The 22,150-nt window shown below is 30.1% G+C and carries 25 protein-coding genes; 21 read left to right on the top strand and 4 right to left on the bottom strand.

Annotated elements, in window-relative coordinates; translation table 11 throughout:
* The first annotated feature begins 255 nt into the window (after positions 1–255).
* The 13 genes from murC (at position 256) to L8W57_RS07045 (ending at position 10,928) form a co-directional block, all read left to right on the top strand.
* Entirely contained in the window at positions 256–1,548 is a 1,293-nt protein-coding gene (gene murC / locus L8W57_RS06985) for a UDP-N-acetylmuramate--L-alanine ligase (RefSeq protein ID WP_263662261.1), read from the top strand.
* Positions 1,541–1,888 (top strand): hypothetical protein, encoded by a 348-nt coding sequence (locus L8W57_RS06990; protein ID WP_133319796.1) that lies wholly within the window; start codon positions 1,541–1,543, stop codon positions 1,886–1,888. The genes murC and L8W57_RS06990 overlap by 8 nt, the downstream gene beginning before the upstream one ends.
* Complete coding sequence (locus L8W57_RS06995) at positions 1,888–4,086, top strand: endonuclease MutS2 (protein WP_263662262.1); 2,199 nt, start codon at positions 1,888–1,890, stop codon at positions 4,084–4,086. The genes L8W57_RS06990 and L8W57_RS06995 overlap by 1 nt, the downstream gene beginning before the upstream one ends.
* 44 nt (positions 4,087–4,130) lie before the next feature.
* On the top strand, positions 4,131–4,829 hold the full coding sequence (locus L8W57_RS07000; RefSeq protein ID WP_263662263.1) for an SIR2 family NAD-dependent protein deacylase: 699 nt from the start codon (positions 4,131–4,133) through the stop codon (positions 4,827–4,829).
* Entirely contained in the window at positions 4,823–5,416 is a 594-nt protein-coding gene (locus tag L8W57_RS07005) for a LysE family transporter (protein WP_133319799.1), read from the top strand. Before L8W57_RS07000 ends, L8W57_RS07005 begins: the two co-directional genes overlap by 7 nt.
* A gap of 3 nt (positions 5,417–5,419) precedes the next feature.
* Positions 5,420–6,520, top strand: coding sequence for a succinyl-diaminopimelate desuccinylase (gene dapE / locus L8W57_RS07010; RefSeq protein WP_133319800.1), 1,101 nt, complete (start codon positions 5,420–5,422; stop codon positions 6,518–6,520).
* A 133-nt stretch (positions 6,521–6,653) separates the two neighbouring features.
* Complete coding sequence (locus L8W57_RS07015; protein ID WP_133319801.1) at positions 6,654–6,848, top strand: hypothetical protein; 195 nt, start codon at positions 6,654–6,656, stop codon at positions 6,846–6,848.
* A 2-nt stretch (positions 6,849–6,850) separates the two neighbouring features.
* Entirely contained in the window at positions 6,851–7,411 is a 561-nt protein-coding gene (locus L8W57_RS07020; protein ID WP_263662264.1) for a hypothetical protein, read from the top strand.
* 31 nt (positions 7,412–7,442) lie between these two features.
* Positions 7,443–7,634: a sulfur carrier protein ThiS gene (gene thiS, locus L8W57_RS07025; RefSeq protein ID WP_066006795.1), complete on the top strand. Its 192-nt coding sequence runs from the start codon at positions 7,443–7,445 to the stop codon at positions 7,632–7,634.
* Positions 7,631–8,431 carry a thiamine biosynthesis protein ThiF gene (gene thiF, locus L8W57_RS07030; RefSeq protein ID WP_263662265.1) on the top strand — a complete coding sequence of 267 codons (801 nt, stop codon included), beginning with the start codon at positions 7,631–7,633 and terminating at the stop codon, positions 8,429–8,431. The genes thiS and thiF overlap by 4 nt, the downstream gene beginning before the upstream one ends.
* On the top strand, positions 8,431–9,189 hold the full coding sequence (locus L8W57_RS07035) for a thiazole synthase (RefSeq protein ID WP_263662266.1): 759 nt from the start codon (positions 8,431–8,433) through the stop codon (positions 9,187–9,189). Before thiF ends, L8W57_RS07035 begins: the two co-directional genes overlap by 1 nt.
* Position 9,190: 1 nt before the next feature.
* Positions 9,191–10,324, top strand: coding sequence for a 2-iminoacetate synthase ThiH (thiH, locus tag L8W57_RS07040; RefSeq protein ID WP_263662267.1), 1,134 nt, complete (start codon positions 9,191–9,193; stop codon positions 10,322–10,324).
* Entirely contained in the window at positions 10,314–10,928 is a 615-nt protein-coding gene (locus L8W57_RS07045; protein WP_133319806.1) for a thiamine phosphate synthase, read from the top strand. Before thiH ends, L8W57_RS07045 begins: the two co-directional genes overlap by 11 nt.
* 4 nt (positions 10,929–10,932) lie before the next feature.
* Here L8W57_RS07045 and L8W57_RS07050 read toward each other — a convergent pair whose 3' ends face one another.
* The gene (locus L8W57_RS07050) at positions 10,933–12,294 is read right to left on the bottom strand and encodes a DASS family sodium-coupled anion symporter (RefSeq protein WP_133319807.1); all 1,362 of its coding nucleotides are present in this window, start codon (positions 12,292–12,294) and stop codon (positions 10,933–10,935) included.
* Positions 12,295–12,497: 203 nt separating this feature from the next.
* Between L8W57_RS07050 and mapA the strand changes: the two genes are divergently transcribed.
* From mapA to L8W57_RS07080, 6 genes are all read left to right on the top strand, one after another.
* The gene (gene mapA / locus L8W57_RS07055) at positions 12,498–13,145 is read left to right on the top strand and encodes an outer membrane lipoprotein MapA (RefSeq protein ID WP_133319808.1); all 648 of its coding nucleotides are present in this window, start codon (positions 12,498–12,500) and stop codon (positions 13,143–13,145) included.
* Positions 13,142–13,723, top strand: coding sequence for a ComF family protein (locus L8W57_RS07060; protein WP_133319809.1), 582 nt, complete (start codon positions 13,142–13,144; stop codon positions 13,721–13,723). The genes mapA and L8W57_RS07060 overlap by 4 nt, the downstream gene beginning before the upstream one ends.
* A 21-nt stretch (positions 13,724–13,744) precedes the next feature.
* On the top strand, positions 13,745–16,315 hold the full coding sequence (gyrA, locus tag L8W57_RS07065) for a DNA gyrase subunit A (RefSeq protein WP_133319810.1): 2,571 nt from the start codon (positions 13,745–13,747) through the stop codon (positions 16,313–16,315).
* A gap of 61 nt (positions 16,316–16,376) precedes the next feature.
* Positions 16,377–16,886 carry an LPP20 family lipoprotein gene (locus L8W57_RS07070; protein ID WP_133319811.1) on the top strand — a complete coding sequence of 170 codons (510 nt, stop codon included), beginning with the start codon at positions 16,377–16,379 and terminating at the stop codon, positions 16,884–16,886.
* Positions 16,862–17,308: a hypothetical protein gene (locus L8W57_RS07075; RefSeq protein WP_133319812.1), complete on the top strand. Its 447-nt coding sequence runs from the start codon at positions 16,862–16,864 to the stop codon at positions 17,306–17,308. The genes L8W57_RS07070 and L8W57_RS07075 overlap by 25 nt, the downstream gene beginning before the upstream one ends.
* Positions 17,309–17,370: 62 nt before the next feature.
* On the top strand, positions 17,371–18,573 hold the full coding sequence (locus tag L8W57_RS07080) for an ABC transporter permease (RefSeq protein WP_133319813.1): 1,203 nt from the start codon (positions 17,371–17,373) through the stop codon (positions 18,571–18,573).
* Between the two features lie 10 nt (positions 18,574–18,583).
* Here L8W57_RS07080 and L8W57_RS07085 read toward each other — a convergent pair whose 3' ends face one another.
* Genes L8W57_RS07085 through L8W57_RS07095 form a run of 3 tightly spaced genes read right to left on the bottom strand, consistent with a single transcriptional unit; the run spans position 18,584 to position 20,010 of the window.
* Complete coding sequence (locus L8W57_RS07085; protein WP_133319814.1) at positions 18,584–19,141, bottom strand: SCO family protein; 558 nt, start codon at positions 19,139–19,141, stop codon at positions 18,584–18,586.
* A 3-nt stretch (positions 19,142–19,144) separates the two neighbouring features.
* A complete protein-coding gene (locus tag L8W57_RS07090; RefSeq protein WP_133319815.1) occupies positions 19,145–19,591 on the bottom strand; it encodes a hypothetical protein in 447 nt (148 codons plus the stop codon).
* Positions 19,591–20,010: a copper chaperone PCu(A)C gene (locus L8W57_RS07095; protein WP_133319816.1), complete on the bottom strand. Its 420-nt coding sequence runs from the start codon at positions 20,008–20,010 to the stop codon at positions 19,591–19,593. Before L8W57_RS07095 ends, L8W57_RS07090 begins: the two co-directional genes overlap by 1 nt.
* A gap of 126 nt (positions 20,011–20,136) precedes the next feature.
* Between L8W57_RS07095 and L8W57_RS07100 the strand changes: the two genes are divergently transcribed.
* Both L8W57_RS07100 and L8W57_RS07105 read left to right on the top strand, forming a co-directional pair.
* Complete coding sequence (locus L8W57_RS07100) at positions 20,137–21,108, top strand: L,D-transpeptidase family protein (protein WP_133319817.1); 972 nt, start codon at positions 20,137–20,139, stop codon at positions 21,106–21,108.
* Positions 21,108–22,115 (top strand): alanine racemase, encoded by a 1,008-nt coding sequence (locus tag L8W57_RS07105; protein ID WP_133319818.1) that lies wholly within the window; start codon positions 21,108–21,110, stop codon positions 22,113–22,115. Before L8W57_RS07100 ends, L8W57_RS07105 begins: the two co-directional genes overlap by 1 nt.
* Positions 22,116–22,150: the final 35 nt, after the last annotated feature.

Here is a 22,150-nt window from a genome sequence, read left to right on the forward strand (position 1 = left end):
ATAATATATTTTGCAATTTTCTTTTTTAAATTACTTTAAATTTAATATTTTTATTATAATTTTGTTATATTAATATTATATTAATTATAAAGTAGCTTTAGTATTAATAATTTATATAAGATTGTGTAAATATTTTGATGTGGCTATGTGATTTATATCAGGATAAAATAAATACTCATTAAAAAGTTTATATTTTATTTTTAGTAAACAAATGATAGAATTTTGCCTTAAATTTTCAAAAAATTTGAGGCAAGAATGCAAAAAATTCATTTTATAGGTATAGGCGGTATTGGAATTTCAGCTTTGGCGAGATTTTTAAAAGAACAAGACTTTAAGATTAGTGGTTCTGATATCAAAGAAAGTAAAATCACAAAAGAATTAGAAAAAGAAGGTATAAATATAAAAATTCCTCATCATAAAGACAATGTCAAAGATGTGGATTTAGTGGTGTATTCAGCTGCTATTAAAGAAGATAATAAAGAATTAATCAGCGCAAAAAAACAAAACATCACAACGCTTTCAAGAAAAGAAGCCCTGCCTATGATTTTAAAAGACAAAAGAGTTTTTGCGGTTGCGGGAGCCCATGGTAAAAGCACGACTTCAAGCATTTTAGCAAGCTTGATAGAAGCTTCTGTTATTATTGGTGCAGTGCTAAAAGAAAGTGGTACCAATATGCTTTATAAAGAAAGTGAAAATCTCATTTTTGAAGCTGATGAGAGTGACAGTTCTTTTTTGAACTCAAATCCTTATTTAGCTATAGTGACTAATGTTGAAGCAGAACATTTAGATCATTATGGAAATGATCTTTCAAAATTATACAAAGCTTATGAAGACTTTTTGCGTTTGTCTAAAATTCAAGTGATTAATGCTGAAGATGAGTTTTTATCAAGTTTAAATTTAAATAATGCAAAAAAGCTTTACCCAAGCAAAGATATCACAAATATTCATATGAAAGTAGAAAATTTTAAGCCAAAAACCTATTTTACACTTAAAGATTTAGGTGAATTTAGCGTTTTTGGTATGGGTGAGCATGTGGCGATGGACGCTGCTTTGGCTATTTTGGCTGCGAGTGAATTTATAAGTACAGAAGAGCTAAAAACTAAGCTTTTAAAATATCAAGGGATTAAAAAAAGATTTGATATTTTGTTTGCAAATGAAAATATGGCTTTGATTGATGATTATGGGCACCATCCAACAGAAATTAAAACAACACTTAAAGCAGCAAGTGAGTATGCAAGGCTAGCTGGATATAAAAAAATCATAGCTATTTTTGAGCCTCATCGTTATACGCGTTTAAGTGCAAATATAGAGTATTTTAGTGAAGTTTTAGCAAATGTTGATGAGCTTTATATTTTACCTGTGTATGCAGCTGGGGAAGCTAAAATAGAAATTAATATGCAAAAATACTTTCCAAAAGCTAAATTTATAAAAGAAATCAAAAGAGAAGAAAATGCTATTTATCTTGATGATGAGTTGATTGAAAATGGTTTGGTAATTGGCTTTGGTGCGGGAGATATAAGCACAAAGCTTAGGGGAAAGTATGTTTAAGATTTTTTTATATATTTTAGCTTTTTTTGCGATTTTACTTTTTTTTGTTTTTTTACGTAAAAAAATAGGCAAGATTAGTAATTATCTTTTGATTTTAGTGTTGATTTTGATGATTGCTTTTGCGATTAAATTTGAGTTAAGTGCCACAAGAAGTGGTGTTTTAAAAAAAGAAACACTCAATGCATTTTTACAAGGACAAAGTTTGATTTGCAAAGATATTAATGTCACTAAAGAGTATTTTAACTTTGAACATGGAACGCAAAGTTTTATTTCAAATGGTAAAAATAAACAATTTAAAGCCTATGTTTTTGATATAAAAGATTGCAAGGTAGATAAATAATGCAAGAGCAATTTTTTAAAAAGCTAGATTTAGATGGCTATATAGAAGACTTTAGGGGGCTTTTTGCAAGAGATAAAGAAATTTTTTTACAAGGTGATAGCAAGCTTCATTATAAAAGGATCAATGAGCTTTCGCTGATTGATTTTAATCCTCCACCTATAATAGAAGAGCTAAATAGTGCTTTAACTCATCTTAGCAAGCAAGGAATTTTGCATTTAAGTCAAAGCTTTGAATTTATTAAAATCTGTATGTATTTTAGATACTTAAAGGGCTTAAAATTTGAAGAAAGCTTAAAAGAATGGCTTTTAAAAATAGAAATTCCACAGGCTATTTTAGAGCTTTTTGAGTATTTTGATGAAAAGGGTGAGATTAAGGAAAGTGTCGATGAAAGACTTGTTAATTTAAATTTAGCTCTAAAAATGAAAAAAGAAAGCTTGATGGCTGAGTTTAAAAAACTTACCTATACTAAAAGTCTTAGTGCGTATTTAATCGATACTCAAATCCATCTTATCAATGGTATGGAGGCCTTGCTTTTACGCGGTGGGTTTAATCATGTCTTAAAAGCAAAAATCATAGGTAGAAGTAGCGGCGGTGGATTTTATGCGGTGCCTTTGAGTGTAGAAAAAATCCAAAGTCAAATAGATGAAATCAAAGATGCTAAAGAAGAAATTTTTTATGAGTATGCTAAAAAAATCAGCTTAATTTTTTATAAAAATTTGATGTTTTTGAAATTTATCAATAATGCTTTTGATTTATTTGATCATTATAGCGCTAGAGTTTTGATGGCTAAAAAACATGATTATGAGTTTGTTTTAGCTGATAGCTCTAATAATTTAAGCTTATATAACTTCGCACATCCGGCTTTAAAAAATGCAAAAAGCGTTAATATAGAGTTTAATAAAAAAGTTTTAATCATCACAGGTGTAAATGCAGGTGGTAAGTCTATGCTTTTAAAAGGAATTTTAAGTGCAGCTTTGCTTGCAAAGCATTTGCTTCCTATGAGAATTAATGCACAAAAAAGCCAAATAGGAAATTTCAAAGAATTTGATGCGATTTTAGAAGATCCGCAAAATGTAAAAAATGATATTTCTACTTTTGCGGGAAGAATGTTACATTTTTCTAAGCTTTTGGGTAAGAAAAATGTTTTATTAGGGGTTGATGAGATAGAGCTCGGGACAGATTTTGAAGAAGCTGCGTGTTTATATACTGAGCTTATTTCTAAGCTTTTAGAACAAGATAATAAAATCATCATTACAACTCACCACAAACGCCTTGCTATGCTTTTGGCGAAAAATTCACAAGTAGAACTCATCGCTGCTTTGTATGATGAGGAATTATCACGCCCAAAATATGAGTTTTTAAAAGGCACCATAGGTAAATCTTATGCATTTGAAACGGCTTTAAGATATGGCATAAGTGCAAATTTAGTGCAAAATGCTAAAAAGCTATATGGCGAAGATAAAGAAAATTTAGAAGAAATGGTAAGTAAAAATATCAATCTTGAACTTTCTTTACGTAAGAAAAATGAAGAACTTGAGAAAAAAGAAGCCAAAGTAGATGAAATTTTACTTTCACTCAAAGATCAAAAAGAAAAAAACGATCAAGAATTTAAAAAGCTTATTTCTAATTTAGAGTTTAAATACCACAAAGCCATAGAAGAAGCTAAAAAAACGATAAATCTAAAAGATATTAAAGAAAAACAAAGAAGTTTAAACAAAGCCAATGAACTTAAAAAAAGTATTGTTTTACCAAGTATGGAGCAAAATGAAGAACTTAGAGTTGGAGATTTTGTTAAATATGAAAAAATCAAAGGCAAAATCACAGCTATTTCAAAAAACGATGCGATGATTCAAAGTGATGGTTTGAGTTTGCGTGTACCATTAAAGCTTCTTAAAAAAAGCAATCAAACCCCCACACAAAAGGTAAAATCAAGTGTTAATATAACCCGCCCAAGTGCTTTAAATATGACTTTAGATTTACACGGCTTAAGAAGTGATGAGGCGCTTGAAAGATTAGATAAATTTATCTCTGATGCTTTGATAGTAGGTTTTGATGAGGTGATAGTTTATCATGGTATAGGCACGGGAAAACTAGCTTTTGCGGTAAAAGAGTTTTTAAAAGCTCACAAGAGTGTAAAAAGCTTTAATGACGCTCCGATTAATCAAGGTGGTTTTGGTGCTAAGGTGGTTAAGCTTTAAGTAAAATTATAGTAAAACCTTTAAACAATAATGAGGTTTAATAAATGAAACAAGTGATGATTTTAAGCGGGGCAGGTTTGTCTGCTCCAAGTGGTATAAAGACTTTTAGAGCTAGTGGTGGGCTTTGGGAAGAGCATGATGTGATGGAAGTTTGCTCTGCAACTGGCTTTAGAAAAAATCCTAAAAAAGTTTTGGAATTTTACAATAAAAGAAGAAAAGAGCTAGCTGGTGTTAAGCCAAATCACGCACATGAAATCATCGCTTTATTAAAACAAAAATTTCCAAAACAAATTAGCGTTTTAACACAAAATGTAGATGATTTATTAGAGCGAGCAGGTTGTGAAGAAGTGGTACATTTGCATGGCTTTTTACCTGAACTTAGGTGTTTAGAGTGTGAAAATATTTTTAACATAGACTATGAAAGTAGTGATGATAAAATTTGTCCTAAATGTCAAAGCAAAAGTGTAAGACACAATATCGTGATGTTTGAAGAAATGGCGCCAAATTATAAGATTTTATATGAAAAATTACAAAATTGCGATTTATTTGTATGTATAGGCACAAGTGGGCAGGTTTTACCCGTGGGAGAGTATGCAAGAGTATGTAAGCAAAGTATATTAAACAATCTTGATGAGGATAAATATTTAGAAAGTAATTTTACTAAAGTTTATATAGAAGATGTTTGCACAGCCATTGATAAAATCAAAACCGATATAGAAAATTTCTTGGAAGCAAAATGTTAGAAGTAATCTTACAAGGCATAGTTTTAGGTATGGGTGTATCTGTGCCTTTTGGGCCTGTGAATATTTTGATCTTAAATACTGCTTTGTCTTCTTTTAAAAATGCTTTTTGCGTTGGGCTCGGTGCTTTAAGTGCTGATATACTTTTTTTGATTTTGACTAATCTTGGGCTTTTAAGCTTTGCAAATAATGAATTTTTTTATAAAATACTAGCGGTTTTTGGCTTTTTCTTTTTGAGTTTTATGGTATTTTTAATGCTAAGAAAAACAAGAAAAGTCGATCTTAACAAGGTAAATAAAACACATCCTTTAAAAAGTTTTAGCAAAGGATTTTTCTTAAATGTTACAAATCCTTATGTTATAGGCTTTTGGTTGAGTGTAGCAGGGCTTAGCATGCAGAGTAAAAACTCTTTTGCTTTGCTTTTTGGTTTGGTGGGTTTTATTGTGTTTTGGATTTTTACTTTATCGTTTTTTGTGTCTAAATTTAAAGCACTTGTAAAAAATAAACATATATTTTACATTAATCTTTTTTCAGCATTTATTTTAGAGTATTTTGCTCTTTCTATGCTGTATAAAGCTTTTATAGGATAGAACATGCAAGTAGTTGAAATTTTTAAAGAATTGAGTAAATTTAAATCCATCACCCCAGATGATGATGGAGCATTAAATTATATTGCAGTGGAGTTAAGTGATTTTGAAGCTTTTTTTATAGAAAAAGAAGGTGTGAAAAATCTTTTGCTGACTAAAAAATTTAGTGATGATGGCGAGCATTTAGCTTTTGGTGGGCATGTAGATGTAGTGCCTGCAGGAGAGGGTTGGAGCAGTGATCCTTTTGAGCCTTTAGAAAAAGATGGATTTATTTATGTAAGAGGTGCGCAAGATATGAAAAGTGGCGTGGCTGCTTTTATGTGTGCAGTTAAAGAGGTAGAAAATTTCAAAGGAAGAATTTCACTGATTTTAACAAGCGATGAAGAAGGCGAGGCTAAATTTGGCACGCTTGAAGTGCTTAAATTTATGCAAGAAAAAGATATGCTACCTGATTTTGCTGTGGTTGCTGAGCCAACCTGTGATAAAAAATTTGGAGATAGTATTAAAATAGGGCGTCGTGGTTCTATCAATGCAAAATTACTCATCAAAGGTAAGCAAGGTCATGTAGCATACCCGCAAAAATGCATTAATCCTGTGCATAATTTTGCTTTTGCTTTGAAATTTTTAGCAGGTTTTGATCTTGATCCAGGCGATGAGGTATTTGCACCATCTAAAATCGTTATTACTGATATACGCGGTGGTATGGAAGTGTGCAATGTAACCCCAAATGATTTAAAATTGATGTTTAATGTGAGAAATTCTCCACAAACTAGCTTAGAAGATGTAAAAGCTTATGTAGAAAAGACTTGTGAAGGGCTTGATTATGAGTTGAGCATAAATCAAAGTTCAAAGCCTTTTTTAACACAAAGTGATTCTAAAATCGTACAAAAACTAAATGAAAGTGTGCAAAAAATCACTCAAGTAGTGCCAGAACTTAACACCAAAGGTGGTACAAGTGATGCAAGATATTTTGCTGAGTTTGGTGTGAAGGTGGTAGAATTTGGCGTGTGCAATGATAGAATTCATGCAATTGATGAAAGAGTGAGTATAGAAGAGCTTGAAAAATTGTATTTAGTTTTTAAAGATTTATTAGAGAATTTTAACTAGGAAAAGCATGGATGCAATAGGAATTTAGAGTAGCCTCTCATTTAAGAGTACCTTGCAGCTACCGGCAAGTTAGCCCTCTAAACTTCTAAAATTATATCATTAATTTTTTAAAATGGAGTTAATAGGAAGTAAAATGTCTTTTGAGCTTGATGTAAGTAGCTATGAAAAAATAGAAAAGCTATTTATCAATTTTAAATTAAAATGTGATTTTAAATTTAGAATGATAAAAGGGATTAATGTTTTGCATTTTGGATATTTGTGGGGAGCTTGCAAAGAAGTACAAAAGATTTTAGAAAAAATCAAAAATGCGAAGATTTGTTTGAGCTAATTATGAAAATTTATTCCAAAAGACGCAAAAACCATCAAGCAAATTTTTTACTTTTACAATGTTATGAAAATGCTCTAAGAAGTACTTTAGCAGTAAAAATAGCAAATTTGTATAATAAGTTAGATGATGATTGGTTTAAATCTAGTGAAGAAGTTTTTAATCTTGCTTTGAAAAATCTTTTAAAAAAAGTTAAAAAGAGATGTCAAAAAATAGATGAATATAATAGCACTTGGCAAATTTTTGATGATTTTTGTCTGATTGATTTAGAAGGGATATTAATAGATCATTGGAGTGAATTTGCTTATATATTTAAAGATAAAAAAATATATAAAAATCAAGTCTTACCAAGTTTTGGCACCAAAGAACATCTTAAGACAAAACTAAGTCAAATAAGAAAAGCTAGAAATGAAACCTATCATAATAAACCTACAAAAATAAAATTTAAAAAAGATTTGGAAATTTTACTTTTGAAACTTGGTTATAATTTAGAAGATGCTATTGATATTGGAGAGATAAAAGAAGCTGTTATTTTAAGATTTAATTATAATAATGTAAGTGAGTAAGTATTTTAAGTAAAATAAGTAAAGGTTTTAAATGATTATCAATGGGCAAAAGCTTGAGTTAAAAGAGCTTAGATTTATGGATTATGTTAAAGAAAAGCAATTAAAAATAGAATTTATTGCCTTAGAATTAAACGGAGAAATTATCCCAAGGGATAAATTTGAAAATTTGATTTTAAAAGAAAATGATAAAGTAGAGATTGTTACTTTTGTAGGTGGTGGTTGATGAGAATTAAATTTAATGGTAGTATGATAAACACGCATTTTAAAAACACTTTGGAATTTTTTCAAAGTGTGAGTAAAAATGAAAATGATGTATGGATAGTCAATGGTTTTGCAACAAAAGAAAGTTTGGATCTAAAAGAAAATGATGAGCTTTTTTGTATAGAAAAAAATACTTTACCACCATATGAAGCTCTTGATGCGATGATGAGGGCAAGACATACTCCAAAACTTCATGATAAGCTTAAAAAGGCAAGTGTGGCAGTGTGTGGACTTGGTGGACTTGGCTCGCATATAGCTATAAATTTAGCAAGAAGCGGGGTTGGTAGGCTTCATTTGATTGATTTTGATGTGGTTGAGCCAAGTAATCTTAACCGTCAAGCTTATATGGTGGAAGATTTGGGTAAATTTAAGGCTGAAGCTTTAAAAGACCAAATCGCTAAAATTAATCCTTTTATAGAAGTATTTGCACAAGTTTTAAAAATAGAAAAAGAAAATATAGCCAAACTTTTTACAGATGATGATATAGTTTGTGAAGCCTTTGATAGTGCAAAATACAAAGCCCTTTTAGCGCAAAATTTTCACCAACACTATCCTCAAAAAACATTAATTTGTGCTTCTGGTTTAGCAGGGTATGGCGATAGCAACAGCATACAAACAAGAAAAATCGCAAAAAACTTTTATGTTTGTGGGGATTTAAAAAATGAGGCAAAAGTAGGCAATGGACTTATGGCACCGCGTGTAAATATTTGTGCAGGACATCAAGCAAATTTAGTTTTAGAACTTTTAGCGAGTGAGTAATGGAAAAATTAAAAATAGGAAAATATGAGTTTAATTCTAGGTTTATTCTAGGTTCTGGGAAATTTTCTTTTGAGCTTATAAAATCAGCCATTGAAGAAGCAAAAGTGGAGCTTATCACCTTAGCTTTACGCAGGGTAAATGATAAAGGCATAGAAAATATACTTGATTTTATCCCAAAGCATATTAAGCTTTTGCCAAATACTTCAGGTGCAAGAAATGCTAATGAGGCATTGCGTATAGCAAGACTTGCAAGAGAGCTTGGCTGTGGAGATATGATTAAGGTTGAAGTAATTAGCGATAGTAAATATTTACTACCGGATAATTATGAAAGTATAAAAGCAGTAGAACTTTTAGCAAATGAGGGTTTTACACCTTTAGTTTATATGTATCCTGATTTATATGCAGCACGTGCTATGGCTAATGCGGGAGCTGCTGCTATAATGCCTCTTGGAGCTCCTATAGGAAGCAATAAGGGCTTAAAAACTAAAGAATTTATACAAATTTTACTTAATGAAATTAGCTTACCTATTATAGTAGATGCAGGTATAGGAAATCCAGCACAAGCTTGTGAAGCCATGCAAATGGGAGTAAGTGCAGTGATGGCAAATACCGCCATAGCTCAAGCTAAAGATGTAGCAAAAATGGCAAAGGCTTTTGCTTTGGCTATAGAAGCAGGATATAATGCGTATTTAGCAGGTATAGCAAATGAAAGTACGCCAAGTGCAAGCTCGCCTTTGAGTGGTTTTTTAAGAGATTAAAATGCAAAAATATCCTCATATGCAAAGTATTGAAAGTGAAATTTTAACCAAGGTTTTAAAAGAAGTTGAAATTTTTGATGAAAGTAAACTTAGCGCTTTTGATGTAAAACAAGCTTTAGTTAAAGATTATCTTAACTTAGAAGATTTGAAAGCTTTGCTTTCAAGCGCAGCGGAAGATTTTATAGAAGATTTAGCACAAAAATCAAGCAAGATTACTCAAAAATATTTTGGAAATTCCATTTCACTTTTTACACCTTTATATCTTTCTAATTTTTGCAATAGCAAATGTACTTATTGTGGATTTCAAAAAGGAAATAATATTAAAAGAGCTAAGCTAAACGAGGCTGAAATTCACAAAGAAATGCAAGAGATTAAAAAAAGTGGCTTGGAAGAAATTTTACTCTTAACAGGTGAGGGCAGGGAATATGCTAGCGTAGAATATCTTGCCAAAGCTTGCGAGATAGCAAAAGAGTATTTTAAGGTCGTGGGAATTGAAGTTTATCCTATGAATGTAGATGAGTATACATTGCTTCATGAAAAGGGTTGTGAATATGTAAGTGTTTATCAAGAAACTTATAATCAAAAAACTTATTCTAAAATTCATATTGAAGGTGAAAAAAGTGTATTTGAGTATCGTTTTCATGCACAAGAGCGAGCATTAAAAGCAGGTATGAGAGGGGTTGCTTTTGGAGCTTTACTTGGCGTGGATGATTTTAGAAAAGATGCTTTTGCTACGGCTTTACATGCGTATTTTTTACAGCAAAAATACCCTCATGCTGAAATAGCTTTATCTATCCCTAGATTAAGACCTATTATCAATAATAAAAAAATTCATCCAAAAGATGTAAGCGAAACAAGACTTTTGCAGGTTTTATGTGCTTATAGATTATTTTTACCTTTTGCAAGTATTACGATTTCTACGCGTGAAAGAGCAGGATTTAGAGACGGGGTTATTAAACTTGGAGCTACTAAAATGAGTGCAGGTGTAAGCGTGGGGGTAGGTGAGCACCAAGGTGATAAAAAAGGTGATGATCAGTTTCAAATTAGTGATATGCGTAGTGTTGATGAGGTTTTAGCTATGTTAAAAAATGCAAATTTACAAGCTATAATGAGCGATAGTATTTATGTGGGATAAAAAAATCATTGCTATTAGCGATAGTCAAAATACCCAAGGAGATTTTTTAAATTTTATTGAAAAACTAAGTCAAAGTAGTATTGATGCTTTAGTGCTTAGAGAAAAACATTTAGATGAGTTAGAATATACTAAATTAGCCAAAGAAGTATTAAAAATTTTTAATAAAACTCAAAAAATTTGCTTTTTGCATTATCATTATGAAGCTTGTTTAAAATTAAATCATCAATTTTTTCATGCTCCCTTAATAATTTTACAAAATTACCCACAAAGTTATAAAAAATTTGAGCTTTTGGGTACTTCCATCCATTCTAAAGAAGAATTAGATTTAGCTTATAAGTTTAAAGCAAATCATGCTTTTTTTGGGCATGTATTTGAAAGCTCATGTAAGGCTGATTTAACACCAAAGGGTATAAAAAATTTAAAAGATTTGTTAGAAGTTTCAAAAATACCCATTTATGCCATAGGTGGGATAAATATCCAAACTATAAATCACTTAAAAGATTTAAATTTAGCAGGCGTATGTATAAGAGAAGCTTTGTATAAAAGTAAAGATGTAAAAAACTATGTTTTAAAGTGTAAAGATCTTTTAGTCCAAAAGGACTAAAAGATTATAGCCAGAAAAAGTATGCAATTACTGCAAGTGCGATTGAGCAAAAGATATTTAATATAATCCCAACTTTTACCATTTCTTGTTGTTTAATATGCCCTGTACCAAAAACTATAGCATTTGGTGGTGTAGCAACTGGTAGCATGAAAGCACAAGAAGCACCAATAGCAATGATTAAAGCAAGTCCTAAAGCAGGAACACCTAAAGTATCTGCTATAGAGATAAATAAAGGCACAAGTAAGGCTGCTGAAGCAGTATTTGAAGTAAATTCAGTTAAAAATACTATAAAAAATGCCACAATTAAACCTATAATAAATAAATGTCCATTTTCTATAAATGAAATGATAGTATCAGCCATTACTTTACTAGCGCCAGAATCTCTTAATACTACACTTAGAGTGATGCCTCCACCAAAGAGCATTAATACACCCCAATCGGTATTTTTTTGTATATTTTTCCAATCAATTACTTTAAAAGCACATACTAAAACAGCAGCCAATAAAGCAATAATCGCATCAAGATTTGCTATTTTGTGTCCAAAAATACTTGTGATGATAGGACTGATATTACCACTAAAAATCCAAGATAGTGCAACGACTAAAAAGATTATTAAAGTGATGATTCTAGGTCTTGTAAGTTCTATATTTTCAGTATGTAAATCAACTTGTAGATTAAATTTAGGTTTAAACATAAAGTATAAAATTAAAATCATTGCAGGTAGGAAAATTAAAACAATAGGAATTCCGTATTTTAACCATTGTGCAAAAGTAATGTGTAATTGAGTGGCAACGATTGCATTTGGTGGAGTTCCTACTATGGTGCCTATACCACCTATACTCGCACTAAAAGCTATACCTAAAAGGATGAAAACATAAGTATTTCTATCTTTTTGCGGATCAAGTGAAGCTAACATACCTATAGCAAGCGGAAGCATCATAGCTGCTGTTGCGGTATTACTCATCCACATAGATAAAAACGCAGTGGTAATAAAAATATATAAACTAGAAAGGCCTAAATGCCCTTTTGCTAATGTTAAAATTTTATGTGCAATAAGTTTGTCTAATTTTTGATGATGCATAGCTGCGGCCAAAGCAAAACCACCAAAAAATAAAAAGATATTAGAATCAGCAAAACCTGTTAAAGCTTTAGCGGTGGGTAGTAATCCCAAAATAGCAGCTAAAACAGGTACTAAAATAGCTGTAATAGTAACATGCAAAGCCTCGCTAAGCCATAAAACGGCAATAAAAATTAACAAAGATAAACCTTGGTTTACTTTAGTTTCACCAAAAGGGGAAAAATAAAGCAAAGCGATAAATAACACTAAATCAGCAACGACTATAAGTGTTTTTGTATTTGAACTCATTTAACAACTCCTTTAAAATATTGCAGTTTTGTAACATATTCTAAATGAATTTTCTTTTAAATATCAATTTTTGTATAAAATTTTTTCAATAAAATTATTCTTGTGTGAAAAAAAGTAAGTTTTAGTAAAATTTATTTGTTTTTGGTATAATTTTTGCTAATTAAAAATCATAAAATAATAAAGATGATTCTAAGGAAAAAAAGATGTTAAAAAAAGTATTTGTATTTGTTTTAGCTTTATTTTTTAGCGCATGTGCTGTAAATTCTAAAAATCAAAGTGTTGCAAAAGTTAATGAGCTTATAAAAATTCAAGCACAATGTTATAATCCTTCTGATTCTAAAGCATATGAAGCAAAAATTAAAGGCCTTGTGTATATTAGTGATGTGGGACTTAAGTATTGCGCAAATAAAAGAACAATTGATAAAAGTGCTTCCTTAAAAAAAGTTTATATTCATAGGGTATATGATTTAAATGAGAATTTAAAATATTCTTCTTCTAATGGAAGTAATTATTACATCAATGAAAATTTCAACTATTATTTTTATGTGTTTTTAAAAGAAGAATTAGAAAATAGAGGTATAGTTGTAGTAGAAGATACACAAGATTCTCCTTATGTTTTAAGAGTAGATTTAAGTTTTAATGATTTTTATTCTAAATTTGATTCTAGTTCTTTATTTTCAATTATTGCTAGTCAATTGACACTAAAAGATATTAATACCAATAAAACTATTAATATTAAAACCAAACAAGAAGTTAAAGGTTTTTATAATATCAAAGATCTACCTTTTTTCACTCAGCTTCTTATAAAACAAGTGGCTAATAAATCTGCAGATATTATCAGCTCTTTGTGAGGTGTTTTAATTGCCATGGATTTTCCTTTGCGAGTTTTTGTCCAGCTTGCAAGGAAGAGCTTTTAGAATATTCTTTAGGTATAAGAGAACTTGAGGGAAATTTTAAAGTTTATTATTTTTATCAATATGAGCAAATTAAGCATTTGATTTATTTTAAACACAAATTTCAAGGCTATTTTGTTTTAAATGCTTTGGCAAAATTGAGTTTTGCTAAATTTGAGGATTTTTTTCAACCATCTTGCAAAATTAATGCTATAGCTTTAGATGATAAAACATATAAAAATTACTCTCATACTGCTATTTTAACTAAATACTTAAATACTAAATTTATAAAACCTATGTATCACACCTTGCAAGCTAGTTCAGAATTTAAATATAGTGGTAAAAGTTTGAAATTTCGTAAAGACAATAAAAGATCTTATAAGCTTTTAAAGCGTCCAAAATATCCTGTAATTTTAGTAGATGATGTGATAACTACTGGATTAAGTTTATTAGAGGCAAAAGAGCTCTTAGAAAAAAATAATATTGAAGTGCTTTTTGCTTTAGTTTTGGCTAATGCAAAATTTGATACAATATAGGCATTAATTTTAAGGATTTTTATGGAAAATATTTTTACTAAAGATTCAGATATTGAAAATATAGATATAGAAAGTTCTATAAAAAGTAGTTATTTAGATTATTCTATGAGTGTTATTATAGGCCGTGCCTTACCTGATGCTAGAGATGGGCTTAAACCTGTTCATAGAAGAATTTTATATGCTATGAATGATTTAGGTGTTGGAAGTCGTAGTGCATACAAAAAATCAGCGCGTATAGTGGGTGATGTAATCGGTAAATATCATCCACATGGCGATACAGCTGTATATGATGCTTTAGTAAGAATGGCGCAAGATTTTTCTATGCGTTATCCAAGCGTAGATGGACAAGGAAACTTTGGTTCTATTGATGGCGATGGTGCTGCTGCGATGCGTTATACTGAAGCTAGGATGACGATTTTAGCTGAAGAGCTTTTGCGTGATATAGAAAAAGATACGGTTGATTTTATACCAAATTATGATGATTCTATGAGTGAGCCTGATGTTTTACCTGCTAGGGTTCCAAATTTATTGCTTAATGGTTCAAGTGGTATTGCAGTGGGTATGGCTACCAATATTCCTCCGCATAGCTTAAATGAGCTTATTGATGGTTTGCTTTATTTAATTGATAATAAAAACGCAAGTTTAGAAGAAATAATGCAATTTATTAAAGGACCTGATTTTCCAACCGGCGGTATTATCTTTGGTAAAAAAGGTATTATAGAAGCATACCGCACAGGTCGTGGTAGGGTAAAAGTAAGAGCAAAGACCCATATAGAAAAAAGAGCTAATAAAGATATTATCGTTATAGATGAACTTCCTTATCAAACTAACAAAGCAAGATTAATAGAGCAAATCGCTGAACTTGCCAAAGAAAAACAAATTGAAGGTATTGCTGAAGTTAGAGATGAGAGTGATAGAGAAGGAATTCGCGTGGTAATTGAGCTAAAACGCGATGCTATGAGTGAGATTGTGTTAAATAATCTTTTTAAATCTACCACTATGGAAAGTACTTTTGGTGTGATTATGCTTGCTATACATAATAAAGAGCCAAAAGTTTTTTCTTTAATTGAGCTTTTAAATTTATTCTTAAATCATAGAAAAACTGTAATTATTAGAAGAACTATTTATGAGTTGCAAAAAGCTAGAGCTAGAGCACATATTTTAGAAGGTTTAAAAAATGCACTAGATAATATTGATGAAGTGATAGCTTTGATTAAAAACTCTCCTGATAACCCAACGGCTAAAAATTTATTAATGCAAAAATTTGGTCTAAGCGAGCTTCAATCTAATGCTATTTTAGATATGAAATTAGGCCGTTTAACAGGTCTTGAGAGAGAAAAAATTGATAACGAATTAAGGGAATTATTAGCAGAAATAGAGAGGCTTGATCAAATTTTAAAAAGCGAAACTTTGCTTGAAAATTTAATCAAAGATGAGTTAAAAGAAATCAGAACAAAATTTGATGTACCAAGAATCACTCAAATTGAAGATGACTATGATGATATTGATATAGAAGATTTAATACCAAATGAAAATATGGTAGTTACTATCACTCATCGTGGCTATATTAAGCGTGTTCCAAGTAAGCAATATGAAAAACAAAAACGCGGTGGTAAAGGCAAGGTTGCAGTTACAACTTATGATGATGATTTTATAGAAAGTTTCTTTACGGCAAATACACATGATACCTTGATGTTTGTTACTGATCGTGGACAGCTTTATTGGCTTAAGGTTTATAAAATTCCTGAAGGAAGTAGAACTGCTAAAGGCAAAGCTGTGGTTAATCTTATTAATCTACAAGCAGATGAAAAAATTATGGCAATTATTCCAACCACTGATTTTGATGAAAGTAAATCATTGTGTTTCTTTACTAAAAATGGTATCGTAAAACGCACAAATTTAAGTGAATATCAAAACATTAGAAGCGTGGGTGTAAAAGCGATTAATCTAGATGAAAATGATGAACTTGTTACTGCAATTATCGTAGCAAGGGATGAAAATGAAACTCAAGAACAAAATTATGAAGAAAATTTAGAAAATGAAATGCTTGAACCTAATGAAGAGCTTGATAATACTATCGTTGGTAAAATGCTTTTTGCGGTTACTAAAAAAGGTATGTGCATTAAATTCCCACTTGCTAAAGTTAGAGAGATTGGCCGTGTAAGTAGAGGGGTAACTGCGATTAAATTTAAAGAAAAAGATGATGAGGTTGTGGGTGCTGTTGTTATAGAAAATGACGCTCAAGAAATCTTAAGCGTAAGTGCAAAAGGTATAGGTAAGCGTACTGATGCTGGAGAATATAGACTTCAAAGTAGAGGTGGTAAGGGTGTTATTTGTATGAAACTTACTGCCAAAACAAAAGATTTAATCGGTATAGTCATAGTTGATGAAAGTATGGATTTAATGGCATTAACAAGTAGTGGTAAGATGATACGCGTTGATATGCAAAGCATTAGAAAAGCAGGTAGAAATACAAGTGGTGTAATTGTTGTTAATGTTGAAAATGATGAGGTTGTAAGCATTGCTAAGTGTCCTAAAGAAGAAGATGAGGAATTAGATGCTGAAACTAATATGGATTTAAATTTAGAATAGTAAAATTATTGGAATGCTTTTTGCTGTTTTAATAAAATCAAATAAATTGAAGGTGTAAAAAATGAAAAAAGTTATTTTTATGTTTTGTTTAGCTTTGGGTTTTAGTGCTTGTGCACTAGATCAAAGAGGTGTGAATCCAAATCAGACTCAAGCAGCAAATTCTGATGTTGTGGTTCAAAAAGTTGATAAAGATGATGTGCGTAACATCATTAGAGAAGAAAAAATGCTTGCAAATGATACAAGCACAGACAATGATCTAACTTTTACAGCGGTGGGTGAGGGTATTGCTCCTTTAAATACGGTTTCAGTTGGTCAAGCTTTGGCTTTAGCTAAAAGAGCGGCAATTACCGATGCTTATAGACAATTAGCAAGTAAGTTGTATGGTGTCAGAGTTAATGGTAAAGATACAGTAAAAGATGCAATGCTTAAAAGCTCAACTATTACAGCGCAGGTAAATGGTTTGATTAAAAATGCAAGTGTTGTAGATCAAGACTTTAAAGATGGTCTTTATAGAGTAAATGTAGAACTTAAAATTGATGCTGACAAGTGGAAAGAATTGTTTGCTTATTAATCCTCATAATTTTTAATGCTACTGCCCAAGATGAATTTATATTTTGGGCAGAACTTTCTAATAAAAATTTTATTCTTTATCATCAAAATGAAACTATTTCTATGGCTATGACTAAAAGTAAAAATAAAAATTTAGAATATGCTTGTGAGTTAGCATATACGCCAAGTGATTTGAAGTCTTTAATACGCAATGATTTTGGTATGGTGGCTGAAGAAAAGATGACAAAGCTGGATAAATTTAACTTTTTAAATGCTCACAAAAATGATTTAATTGATTGCTTTTTTAACTCAAAAATAGATGTAAAAGACTTTGTAAAAAGTGAACAAGCAAGTGCGCAAAGTGAAACTTATGTGAGAATTTTGCCGCTAAGATTTATAGTTGAATTTCACGATAATAGTGCCTTTGTATATTATCTTAAATAAATACAAAGCTTGCTTTTATAAAAATCAAGTTAAAATACTTAAAAAAATATTAAGAGTAAAAGATGTATAAAAGTATCCCTCGTTATTTATTATTTAAATACCTGCGTTTTGATAAAGATCAACCCTTTATTATGCTTTCAAAAATTTTAGCCTTTTTAGGTGTAAGTATAGGACTTTGTGTGCTTTTAGTTGCAATGGCCATTATGAATGGCTTTGATAAAGAATTTGAGAGAAAACTTTTTACTATGAATTACCCTATCACTATATTACCGCGTTTTGGAGCAAATGTAGATGATAAATTATTACAAGAATTAAGAAGCAAATTTCCAAATTTATTATTTAGCCCTTATATTACTACTCAGGTTATAGCAAGAAATGATTTAAAATTGGAAGGCGGTATGCTTTTTGGGGTTAATTTTGAAGATGAAAAAAAGATCAATGAGGTAGTAGCTCAAGCTTTAGAAGATAAAAAATTAGATAATTTTGATATTTTAATTGGTAAGGGTTTAAAAGATGAATTTGGACTTGATTATAATGAAAAAATTACCTTAATTTTTTCCAATCTTAATGCAAGCGGACTTTCGCTTATTCCAAAAGTTAAAAGATTTGATGTTATGGCTGATTTTTCTTCAGGTTTGTTAGCATATGATAAAGCTTATATGTATACAGATGTAAAAGCTTTAGCTAAGATTTTGTCATATCCCCAAGGAAGTTATGATGGGGTACATGTATATTCAAATAAGCCTTTTGAGGATATTAAACAAATTGAAGCTTTCTTGGGTGCAAGATATGCTAGTATAGGCTGGTGGGAGCAAAATGGAAATTTCTTTGCAGCATTAGCTTTAGAAAAAAGAGCTTTGTTTATAGTATTGATGTTGATTATTTTGGTCGCAAGTTTAAATATAGTAAGTTCTTTATTAATGATAGTAATGAATCGTCGTAGTGAGATAGCTTTGCTGCTTTCTTTGGGAGCTAGTAAGTTAGAGATTAAAAAAACATTTTTTTCTTTAGGATTTTTGATAGGTGGAGGTGGTATCGTAGCAGGTGTGATACTTGCAGCTATTGCTTTGTGGATACTTGGAAATTTTGACATTATTTCTTTACCAAGTGATGTTTATGGCATGAGTAAGCTACCTTTGGAGCTTTCTTTTGTTGATTTTTGTACTACGATTTTTGGTGCTATTATGATTGTGAGCCTGTCTTCTTATTATCCTGCTAAAAAAGCAACACAAGTAGATATTTTAGATACTTTAAGAAACGAATAAATTGAAAAATTTATTCGTTTAAGAATTTTTGAATTTCATTGAAAAAGTTTTCATAACTGATATCTTTAATGGTTTTAATAAATTTTCCATTCTCATCAATCAAATAAAATTCGCCACTATGTGCTATAGAATATCCCATAGCGGAATCTTTAAGATTGATTTTTTCATATACTACGCCATAATTTTTAGTAACTTTTTCTAATTCTTTTTCATCTTTAGCAACCAATGCAGTTGAATTTGGGTAAAAATACTTAACCCATTGGCTAGTTTGAGTTAAGTTGCTATCTCTTGCTGGATCTAGTGAGATAAATATCACATGAGCTTTTTCTTTATTTGGCATTTTTTCTAAAACATTAGCAATCAAGGCAAGCTCACTAGGACAGACATCAGGACAATATGTATAGCCAAAATATACAATTAGTTTTTTACCGATAAAATCTTTTAGACTAAGTATGCCTTTTTCAGAATTTAAGTGAAAATTGTATTTGTTGTTTTCAAAATACTGCACAGATATAAAAAATACTCCAAAAATTACCACAATTAATAAAAAAATATTTATTTTTTTCATATTTTACCTCTTTACATCAAAGTCAAAATAAAAACCTAGTGGAGTTTCATCATCAAAAAGCTCTATTCTAAAACGCATTATATCTAGAGTGCAAGAACTTAAAACTAATTTAGCATGATAAGTATTGTTTATTTTTTTAAATTGTGGAACAATATCTCCCATATACATATTAAGTCCATAAACCCTAGCATTAAGTTTTTTAAACTCACCTAAATTGGTAATATTTAAATCAAGCTCATTTAATGTAGTAATAGGCTTTGGATTTAAATTTACTAAGACTTTTTTATCCTTAAAATTGTATTCACATTCTTGAATGTTTAGATCACATGTTAGAGGTGTTAAAGTGGTAATTAATTCTCTCTTTTTCCCGGTATTTGATGAATTGGTGTAAAAATAAGCCCCGCATATAGCAAAGACTATAGCTAAGGCAAAGACAAGTAGATTTTTCATTATTTTTTAATGCTTCTTGACTTGATATCTTTTAGTTCAATTGTGCTATTATCATCAAAATAAAGAGTTAGATTGGCCTTTGTTTGCGGTGTGATATTTTCTTTGAGATTTAGTATCATAATGTGCATCCCACCAGGTTTAAGTTCGGTGCTTGAATTAGCTTTTATTGTGATTTGAGGAATTTGAACCATCATTTTTTTACCATCTTTCATAATATGATCATGAATTTCAGCTGTATCGCTTAATGAACTTTGAGCTTTTATGAGTTTAATATCTTTGTTGGAGTTGTTTTTAAGTTCTAAAAAAAATGCCGTTGTTTTAGAATTAGGTGGAGTTTGTCTTACATAAGGATCATTTATAGTAATTTGATTTGAAAAAGCAAAAGTGCTTAATATGGCTAAACTAAGTAATTTTTTCATTATTTTTCCTTTTTTTGTTTTTGGTTATTTGTAAACATTATACACGGAAAAAATTAAAAATATATTTATTGTAAAAATATTATAATTAGCTCTTTGTTGTTTTAATTTTTAATAGAAAGGTGAAAATTGTTTAAAATTATATTAGCATTGTTTAGTTTGGCTGTGTTTGCAAATGCAAATAATCTTGCAAAAATTTATCTAAACGAAGGTATTGATGCAGTTGAAAGGGTATTGGAGCAAGAGTTAAGTAAAAAAGATTTTTGGCTTGATGAGATAAAAGACAAAAATATTAGTTTAGGATATTATGAGGAAAATGTTGCAATAGTTTTAACAAATAAAAGTGATAAAATTATTAGAGTTTATCACTACAATGATGGAAAAGTAGAAAAGAAATTTATCCAAAGGGATGTTTTAACAGGTTTAGCTGGAGATAAAGAAGTAGAAGGAGATTTAAAAACTCCAATAGGTTTTTACGAACTTGGAAAGAAATTTTATCCTGGTGATCCATATTATGGCCCATTTGCATTTGCAACAACTTACCCAAATGTTTTAGATAAAACTTTGGGTAAAACAGGTGGTGGTATTTGGATTCATGGCTATCCTTTAGATGGAACACGCTTGGATACTTATAAAACTAGAGGTTGTATTGCTGTGCATAATGATTTATTGGAAGATTTTAATAAATTAGTAGCTGATAGAAAATCTTATGCAATGACAGAAGAGAAAAATAAAGTAAGAGCAACTCATGATGAAATAGCGATTTTACTAGCTAATTTATTTGCCTGGAAAGATAGTTGGCAAAAAAGTGATATAAATAAGTATTTATCTTTTTATGATAAAAAAATTTTTAAACATAATAATAAATCCACTTATGAGCAATTTGCAAAAAATAAAGAAAGAATTTTTGCAAAGAGAGAAAAAAAGAGCATTAAATTTTCAGATCTTAGCATAAGTCCTTATCCAAATGATAAAAATGAGAAAATTTTTAGAATAGGATTTTATGAAGACTATCGTAGTACTAACTATAAATTCAAAGGAGAAAAAGTCCTTTATGTTAAGCTAGTTGAAGATAAAATGCAAATTTTAGCTGAACAATAATGGCATATATAAAAATTGATCGTTTGGCTTATGAGTATAATCTTGACTTGATAGCCTCTAAAGCAGGAGGTTATCAAAAAGTAATATGTGTTTTTAAAGATAATGCTTATGGACATGGAGCTAAGCTTTTAGCTCCTATAGCTAGAGCAAAAGGTATAAATTTTATAGCGGTAAAAAATGAAGCTGAAGCAAAAGAGCTTGAAGATATTTTTGATAATATCTTAATTCTATCCCATCATCCACATGGCAATGAAAGTGAAAAATTTATTTATGCTTTAAATGCTAAAAATGATATTAAAAAATTCAAGCAAAATATAAAAATTCATTTAGTTGTAGATACAAATATGCATAGAAATGGAATTATACCTGAAGAAATTCAAGAAGTGATACAAGAACTACAAAGTAATAATTTAATACTTCATGGAGTGATGATGCACTTTGCAGGAAGTGATGAAATAGATGCTAGTTATTTTGTGCAAAAACAAAAATTTAAACAAGCTAAAGAGCTAATATATACTTTGCTTTGTGATGAAGCTAAAAAGCTTATATTTCATTCACATAATTCTGAAGCATTATTTAGAGCAAGCGAGCTTGGGTGCGATGAGTATTGTAGAGTAGGGCTTGTGCAATTTGGCTATGCACATTTTAATAAAGACTTACGCAAAGTTTTAAGTTTATGGGCTGAAAAATTAAGCCAAAGAGTGTTGAAAAAAGGTCAAAGTGTTGGTTATGGTGGTGTATATAATGCAAAAGAAGATCTTGAAATAGCAACTTATGATTTAGGTTATGCAGATGGGCTTTTGCGTTATGATGGAAAACATGATTTTTTTCTTCCTAATGGTAAGAAATTGCTTGGAAAAATGTCTATGGATAGTTTTTCTTGTGAGAATGATGAAGATGAAATTTGCGTTTTAAATGACGCAAATATTATGGCTAGTTTTTTTAATACTATCAACTATGAAATTTTAGTCAAACTTTCTCCAAATTTGAAAAGAATTTTAGTTTAAGATAAAAAGTGTTAATATATCTAAAGAAAGGGCAA

It is taken from the genome of Campylobacter sp. IFREMER_LSEM_CL1890, assembly GCF_025772045.1.
Classification (GTDB): Bacteria; Campylobacterota; Campylobacteria; order Campylobacterales; family Campylobacteraceae; genus Campylobacter_D; species Campylobacter_D lari_D.